This is a genomic window from Polaromonas sp. P1_E3, assembly GCF_056405935.1.
The window spans coordinates 1-6498 of the sequence record NZ_JBFUBD010000148.1; the positions used below are offsets into that span (position 1 = coordinate 1).

Below are 6498 nucleotides of genomic sequence, written 5' to 3' on the forward strand. Positions count from 1 at the left end.
GAGCGCAGGGCCAGACGGATCAGGGCAAAAACTTGTTTGAGCCGAAGGCGAGTTGTTTTTGACCCCGGCTGGACCGAGCACCGCAGGTTGCCCGTAGCGCAGCGCAGGGACGCAGGAGCCAGGGTCGCCTTTTCTTTGCTTACTTTCTTTTGGCGAAGCAAAAGAAAGTGAGTTGCATGCCGGGCAACCCCCGGCCAACAACCCTCAGCAAAGTGCGCAACGCAAGAACAAACTCAGAACTACAACTTCAGCGAAGAAGGCAAATACTTCGCCATCAAATCGTCGTAATACGGTTTGAGCTCAGCCAGCACCGGCGGATTGTCATTCTTGGAATAAAGGTCGTAAGGGTTGAACTTCTGCACCCACTCCATATGCGCCGCATCCTGCGCATCCGTCAGGTGGCCGTACTGCCCCTCACGGTGCCACGCGTAAAACGAGTGATAACGAATCATGTACAGCGCCGGCATCGGCAAATGCGACTTCAGCAGCTGGTACAGGTATTCGTCGTGGCCCCACGACATATGCACCGCGTCCAGCCCGCAGTTCGGGGCATACACGCCGTACTCGCTGTTGTAGCGCGCGTCGCGGCTGTCGGGGTTCAGGTCGAAGTACTCGGGGTAGACGATGCGGTCTGAAAACTTGCAGCCCACCGGGAAGGTGTCGCCCACCACGGCCCACTGCGGTTCGCCGAACAGGCACAGCACCTTGCCCAGGTCGTGGATAAAACCTGTCAGCACAAACCAGTCGGGGTGGCCGTCGGCGCGAATCGCTTCGGCGGTTTGCAGCAGGTGGCTGATTTGCGGCAGCTSGATGTCGGGGTCGGATTCGTCCACCAGCGTATTGAGAAATTCCAGCGCGGCCCAGGGCGTCATCTCGCGCTGGGAAAACGCCAGCCACTGCGCTTTTTTGCCCAGCACAAAGTCGTAGGTTTGCTGCTGGTGGTTGTTGCGGTAGAAGGTGCGCACGCGGTCCAGGCCGGGCTGCGCGTAGTCGCGGTAAGCCGCGCGGTCGGGTTCACTGGCCAGCAAGGGCTTTGCCGGGGCGTTGGGGGTGGTTTGCGGCATGACGGCGTTCATCGTGCCATTGTAGGAAGCCCGGCCCTTGCGTGCAAACCCGGCTGTCGCGGCGGTTTGCCGGGGTTATATTGGGCTGTCGCCCCTCACCACCGCCACCCGAAAGGCTTTCTTTCATGCCCAGCAGACCCTTTTATCGCCGGACGGCCCTTGGCTGCCTTCTTTTTGCGTCCGCCCTGCTGGCCGGGCCGCTTCACGCACAAGACAACAACCCCAAAATCGGCGTGCTCATGCTGCACGGCAAAAACCCCGGCAGCAACAACGACCCCAACATGAGCCGCATCAAGCCCGTGCTGGAGGGCGCGGGCATGCTGGTGCTTTACCCCGACATGCCCTGGTCGCGCGGCCGCTACCTGGACGGCAACTGGGACAAGGCCATGGCCGAAATGGCCGGCCACGTCAAAACCCTGCGCAGCCAGGGCGCCACCAAAATTGTGATTGCCGGGCACAGCATGGGCGTGCCCGCCGCCATGGGCTTTGCCGCGCGCGGCGGCGATGTGCAGGCGCTGGTGCTGCTGGCGCCCGGCCACGTGCCGGCGCGCTACTACGCGTCGCCGCAAAACAAGATCGTGCGTGACAGCGTCGACGAAGCCCGCGCACTGGTCGCCGCCGGCAAGGGTGATTCGCGGGAACGCTTTTCCGACATCAACCAGGGCAAGCAGCTGAACGTGGTGGCCACCGCGAAAGACTACCTCAGCTACTTCGACCCCGAATCCGACGCCGACATGGGCGTCACCGCCCCACGCATCCCCGCGGCCACGCCGGTGCTGACGGTGGTGGGCGACGAAGACGGCATCAGCAGGTACGCCCGCCCCTACTTTGCCGACAAGCTGCCCGCCAACCCCAAAAGCCAGTACCTGGAGGTCAAGGCCACCCACCTCACCACCCCGGTGGTGGCCAGCGAAGCGGTGGTGCAGTGGATCAAAACCGCGACAGCGCCATGAACCAGGGCGCCTGCCGCACCAACCCGATAGCTATCGCTATGAATTTAATAGCTGCTTGCGCACGTTCCTATTGGGCTGCAGGCCGATTCTCGTGGTAAAACGCCCCGGGCACCCATAACGCCGCATCAGGAACCCAAGCATGACACCCAACTCCTCCGCACGGCGCCTGTGGCTGCGCCACGCATTGCCGGTCCTTCTGCTGTTGGGCATGGCTGTGGCCGGCAACGCCCAGGCACAGGGCGCGCCCCGCGTGGTCGACATTCCCACCCGGCCCGGCGTCACCCAGCGCTTTGTCTACATCGCGCCCACAGCATCTGCCAACCCCAAAGCCTCCGTCATCCTGCTGGCCGGCGGCCATGGCGGCTTGCAAATCAACGACAGCGGGGGTTTCGGCTGGGGCGGTGGCAACTTCGTGGTGCGCACGCGCCAGCAGTTTGCCGACGCCGGCTTTGCGGTGGCGGTGGTTGATGCGCCGTCAGACAAACAGTCGCCGCCGTTTCTGTCGGGCAACCGGCAAAAGCCCGAACACACGGCCGACGTGCTGGCCGTCATTGCCTGGCTGAAGCAGCAGGCGCCGGTGCCCGTCTGGCTGGTGGGCACCAGCCGCGGCACCCAGTCGGCAGGCTACATCGCCACCGAGGCGGCACCCGCGCAGGGCGGCCCAGACGGCGTCGTGCTGACGTCCACCATCCTCGTCGACCCCAACGGCCGCGCTGTGCCCAAAATGCCGCTGGAGCAACTGACGATTCCCGTGCTGGTGGTGCACCACGAACAGGACGGCTGCAAGCTCTGCGCTTTCAGCGACATGCCCCCGATGATGGAAAAGCTGGCCAAAACCCCCAAGGCCGAGCTGCTGTCATTGCGCGGCGGCCAAAGCCGGGGCGACCCCTGCGAGGCCATGGCCTACCACGGCTTTAACGGGCTGGAGACCGATGCCGTCGGCAAGATAAGCGCCTGGATGGCCGCCGCCAAACCCTAGGGCTTCGCGCCCGCTTCGGCCTCTGGCCAAAGATTGGGAAAGTAAAACCGAAGTGCATGCTGCGGCACGCCAAAACGCAGCTTGCCATGGGGCGAATCGGTGGCCAGCAGGCCGCGCCTGAGCAATGCCGTGACCTGCGCCGTGGCAAGACGCTCACCCAAACCCAGCAACGCCTTGAATTCGCTTCGCTCCAACTCAGACTGCGTGAGCAGCAGGTAGTGCAAAGCCCGCAGCGACTCACTGCGCACGCCCTGGCGCACCACGTTTTCCTCAAAAGCCAGGCAAGCGGCAATACGGTCTTTCATTCCGGCCATATCGAGCAAGCCCGTCATAAACCGCACCTGGTCCAGGCACAAGGCCAATACGTAGCCAATCCAGGCCATCAGCGCACGCTCCGAAAGGTTGCCGCGCCCGTCGAGTGCGCCTGCGCGCGCTTCGTCGGCAGCCGCCAGATGGGCGTAATAGGCCTCATGGCTGCGGGCAAAGCCACGCAGCGGCGACCACAACCCGTTGGTCAACCCCAGCGCACCCAGCGCAAGGTGTGTGTGCAGCCGTGCCACACGGCCATTGCCATCACGAAACGGGTGGATCCAGGCCAGGCGGTGATGGGACGCGGCAACTGCAACGATCTGCAGCTCCCCGCGCCGCACACTGCCGTAAAAGCCGCCCCAACGCCCCAGCATGGCACCAATGGCCGCGTGGGCAGGCGCGGCATGCACGCCCACGCTGACCTCACGGTCACGCAGCGCGCCCGGCACCAGCACGTCACCTTCAGGCAGCACCCGGTCCGCATCGGGCAGGCGGGCAAACAGGTCCTGGTGGATGTCCTGCACCATTTGCGCAGACCATACCTGGCCAGCTGACCATTCGCTCCAGCCGGCCTCAATGGCGCGCTCGGTTTCCATGTGCGCCAGCGCCAGCCGCTGGCGCCGCGCCTTGTCGGCATCGCGCGAATAGTCGTTGCGCAAAGCGCTTTCAATTTCAAACGGCAGCGTGTGCTGCCCTTCTATCTTGTTGCTGTAATAGGAGTTCATCGCCCGCAGCAGCCGGCGAAGCTCGGGCAGCGAACCCTTGCCTACAAGGCTGCGCGCCTCCTTTTGCAGGTCATGGGCCTGCTCCAGCAACGGCGCGAGGCGGTGCTCCCCCGGAAGCAGGGGCTCCATCTGCGCGGGATCGTCATAGAGGAGGAATTTTTGCGACTTTGGCGGCATCACTAAGTCTATGTCAACAAACAGTTTTTTGCAATTCCTGCGTCAATTTTTGCGACTTTGCCTGCGGCTTCATTTGCGACTTCACCAGCGGCTTTGTTGGCTCGAAACCAGCCCGGCGCTACACACGCCAGACATGGCGTACCACCGCTTTAACGGGCTAGAGGCCGAAGTGGCGGGCAAAGAGCGGCGCCAGGTGAACCGCAACCAGGGAAAGGGAACAAGAAAGAGAACGGCGACACCGCCACGCGGCCTTGTCCTGCAAAGGCGGCCGGCCCTGCGCGGCACAGTGGGCTTTCGGGCTGCGATATCTACCGCAACACCCACCAGCGCCGAACCCGTATCGAAGAAGGGAAAGCCCATGGCCACCACCTCCCGATCCACCAGATCCCACCGCAAATGGTCCCAGCAAGTGACCGACACCAGCGACGCGCTGGACCTGAAGCAAGGCGTCTTCAAGCAGAAAGACCCGAAGAAGATCGCCAGCTCGCTCAAGTCATCAGCCGATCACAGCGACCGCCGCAAAAGCGACCCCTACCGCTCGGCCATGTCCATGCTGACCTTCTACATCAACCGTGCGGGCGACACGCTGCCCAAAGGCCAGCGCAAGCACCTGGAAGAAGCCAAGAATGAATTACGGGCCCTGTATGACAAACCCCAGCGCACCGGCAAGTAACCGGCCCCACCGGCACAACCGGCATTGGCCAATGGCCGGCCTGCGGGCATCAGCTGGCCAGCACGTCGCCGGCGTTGTCCGCAACAGGCGTATCGGCGCCGGGCTTGTCCCGGGCGCCTGCGCCTGCAGCAGCGTGGTTCAGCGACAGCGTCACGCCGGCCCGCTTTTGAAGCGTGTCCACGCTGTCCGAATCCGGTGCCACACCCCAGGCCATGGCGGTGGTCAGCACCATTAACGACGGAATGGCGCGCAAATAGCGCGGGCGAAACAGAAAGTCGGCAATCTTTTTCATGGCGGCCTTTCGGGGCGATGTCTGCAGGTGGTTGCCCCGCAGCAAAAAACAAGCGTTCATCCTGCGCCGCCAGGCTTGGGGCCATGCGTCTGCCACGTTGCGGTTTGTAAGGAAATGCCTCAGCGGCAGGTAAAGACGCGCGGCACGCCTGCGCCGGAAGCATCAGACGCTATGGTATTGATAGCTGCTTGCGCACATCCTGCTTGGGTTTCAAGCACTTTTTACAGGTAAAACGCCTGCACTCACGCCAGAAAGCGGTTCACGCACGCCATCACCGCGTCGGCCTGGTCCTTGTGCGCTTCATGCCCCGCAAAGGGAATGTTCAACAGCTTCGCGCCGGGCACCTGTTCTGCCAGCTCAAACACACTGTCGCGCGACACCAGGTGGTCTTCATCACCGCGTATCGCCAGCAACGGGCAACTGATCTGCTTGACGCACTCGCCCGGGTAGCCGCTGCGGCTGTCGTCCAGCCACATCGGCACCACGGCATCAATCAGCGCCGCAAAGTCCGGCCGCGGGTTGACGGCGTTGTACAGCGCCACCGACTCGGGGAATTTTTCGCCCCAGCTTTTGGCCGTCACGCCGCCCAGCAGCTTGCGCACCGGGTCGTCGGCCTTGAGCATCTTGTCCGCACCAATGGCCACCACCTTATCGATACGTGAGCCTGCCTCCGCCGCCATGCGCAGCGCCGTGATGCCGCCGTCGCTGAAACCCACCACGCTGCAGCGGTCAACGCCTAGGTGCTTCAGTACGGCGGCGGCATCGAGCGCCAGCCGCTGGTAGCTCATGCCCGCCGTGCCCAGGGTTGACTTGCCGTGGCCGCGCGTGTCTATACCGATCAGCCTGAAGCGCTGCTTGAGCAGGGGCAGCACGCCATAGTAAATCTTCGCGCTGTCCAGCGTCAGGTGGTCACCGCTGCGGTGATCAAATTCCTCTGCCTTCACGCCGGCCGCAGCGCTGAACGTGTCCGCCGGCACCTCAGCGCCCGGTGGTGCCGCGGCGCGACTGCAGCTGGTTGCTGCCGCCCACATGCGACTCCCGGTCATGGCGGCTGTTGGCTGTGCGCTGGCCCTCGTTCTTTTGCGTGGGCTTTTGCTCACCCACCTGGTTGAAGTCGTTTTCAACTTTTCCGCCGTGCCCGGCCGGGCCCTGCTTGTCATTGGCGGCCTGGTTTTCCGGGTCTTGCATCTCGTCAGGACGGGCCGAGCGGTTTCGTTTGGATGTCATGGGTGTTTCCTTCTGGGTGGATGAAACGCTGCAGTGCTGGTCAGTGATATCAGTGTTGCGGCTCGGCCATCTTGCGGTGCTGCTCGGCCACCACCTGCG

8 protein-coding genes are annotated in these 6498 nt (G+C 63.5%); 3 read left to right on the top strand and 5 right to left on the bottom strand.

Annotation, left to right across the window (positions count from 1 at the left end; all coding sequences use genetic code 11):
* Positions 1 to 239: 239 nt before the first annotated feature.
* On the bottom strand, positions 240 to 1076 hold the full coding sequence (locus AC1D0Z_RS14215) for an inositol oxygenase family protein (RefSeq protein WP_477658874.1): 837 nt from the start codon (positions 1074 to 1076) through the stop codon (positions 240 to 242).
* A gap of 113 nt (positions 1077 to 1189) precedes the next feature.
* Here AC1D0Z_RS14215 and AC1D0Z_RS14220 point away from each other — a divergent pair, with 113 nt between their 5' ends.
* Complete coding sequence (locus tag AC1D0Z_RS14220; RefSeq protein WP_477658875.1) at positions 1190 to 2017, top strand: alpha/beta fold hydrolase; 828 nt, start codon at positions 1190 to 1192, stop codon at positions 2015 to 2017.
* A 139-nt stretch (positions 2018 to 2156) separates the two neighbouring features.
* Positions 2157 to 2996 (top strand): alpha/beta hydrolase, encoded by an 840-nt coding sequence (locus AC1D0Z_RS14225; RefSeq protein WP_477658876.1) that lies wholly within the window; start codon positions 2157 to 2159, stop codon positions 2994 to 2996.
* Here the strand turns inward: AC1D0Z_RS14225 and AC1D0Z_RS14230 are convergent.
* Entirely contained in the window at positions 2993 to 4207 is a 1215-nt protein-coding gene (locus tag AC1D0Z_RS14230) for a Fic family protein (RefSeq protein ID WP_477658877.1), read from the bottom strand. The genes AC1D0Z_RS14225 and AC1D0Z_RS14230 overlap by 4 nt on opposite strands.
* A gap of 358 nt (positions 4208 to 4565) precedes the next feature.
* Between AC1D0Z_RS14230 and AC1D0Z_RS14235 the strand changes: the two genes are divergently transcribed.
* On the top strand, positions 4566 to 4880 hold the full coding sequence (locus AC1D0Z_RS14235; RefSeq protein ID WP_477658878.1) for a DUF3175 domain-containing protein: 315 nt from the start codon (positions 4566 to 4568) through the stop codon (positions 4878 to 4880).
* A gap of 49 nt (positions 4881 to 4929) precedes the next feature.
* Here AC1D0Z_RS14235 and AC1D0Z_RS14240 read toward each other — a convergent pair whose 3' ends face one another.
* From AC1D0Z_RS14240 to AC1D0Z_RS14250, 3 genes are all read right to left on the bottom strand, one after another.
* Positions 4930 to 5172, bottom strand: coding sequence for a hypothetical protein (locus AC1D0Z_RS14240; protein ID WP_477658879.1), 243 nt, complete (start codon positions 5170 to 5172; stop codon positions 4930 to 4932).
* A gap of 242 nt (positions 5173 to 5414) precedes the next feature.
* The gene (locus tag AC1D0Z_RS14245) at positions 5415 to 6149 is read right to left on the bottom strand and encodes an alpha/beta fold hydrolase (RefSeq protein ID WP_477658880.1); all 735 of its coding nucleotides are present in this window, start codon (positions 6147 to 6149) and stop codon (positions 5415 to 5417) included.
* 1 nt (position 6150) lies between these two features.
* Positions 6151 to 6360: a hypothetical protein gene (locus AC1D0Z_RS14250; RefSeq protein ID WP_477658881.1), complete on the bottom strand. Its 210-nt coding sequence runs from the start codon at positions 6358 to 6360 to the stop codon at positions 6151 to 6153.
* Positions 6361 to 6498 lie beyond the last annotated feature (138 nt).

Bases quoted from the DNA above. Each gene is read 5' to 3' on its own strand.
- AC1D0Z_RS14220 (WP_477658875.1), top strand. From the start codon at position 1,190: ATGCCCAGCAGACCCTTTTATCGCCGGACGGCCCTTGGCTGCCTTCTT.
- AC1D0Z_RS14225 (WP_477658876.1), top strand. From the start codon at position 2,157: ATGACACCCAACTCCTCCGCACGGCGCCTGTGGCTGCGCCACGCATTG.
- AC1D0Z_RS14230 (WP_477658877.1), bottom strand. From the start codon at position 4,207: ATGCCGCCAAAGTCGCAAAAATTCCTCCTCTATGACGATCCCGCGCAG.
- AC1D0Z_RS14235 (WP_477658878.1), top strand. From the start codon at position 4,566: ATGGCCACCACCTCCCGATCCACCAGATCCCACCGCAAATGGTCCCAG.
- AC1D0Z_RS14240 (WP_477658879.1), bottom strand. From the start codon at position 5,172: ATGAAAAAGATTGCCGACTTTCTGTTTCGCCCGCGCTATTTGCGCGCC.
- AC1D0Z_RS14250 (WP_477658881.1), bottom strand. From the start codon at position 6,360: ATGCAAGACCCGGAAAACCAGGCCGCCAATGACAAGCAGGGCCCGGCC.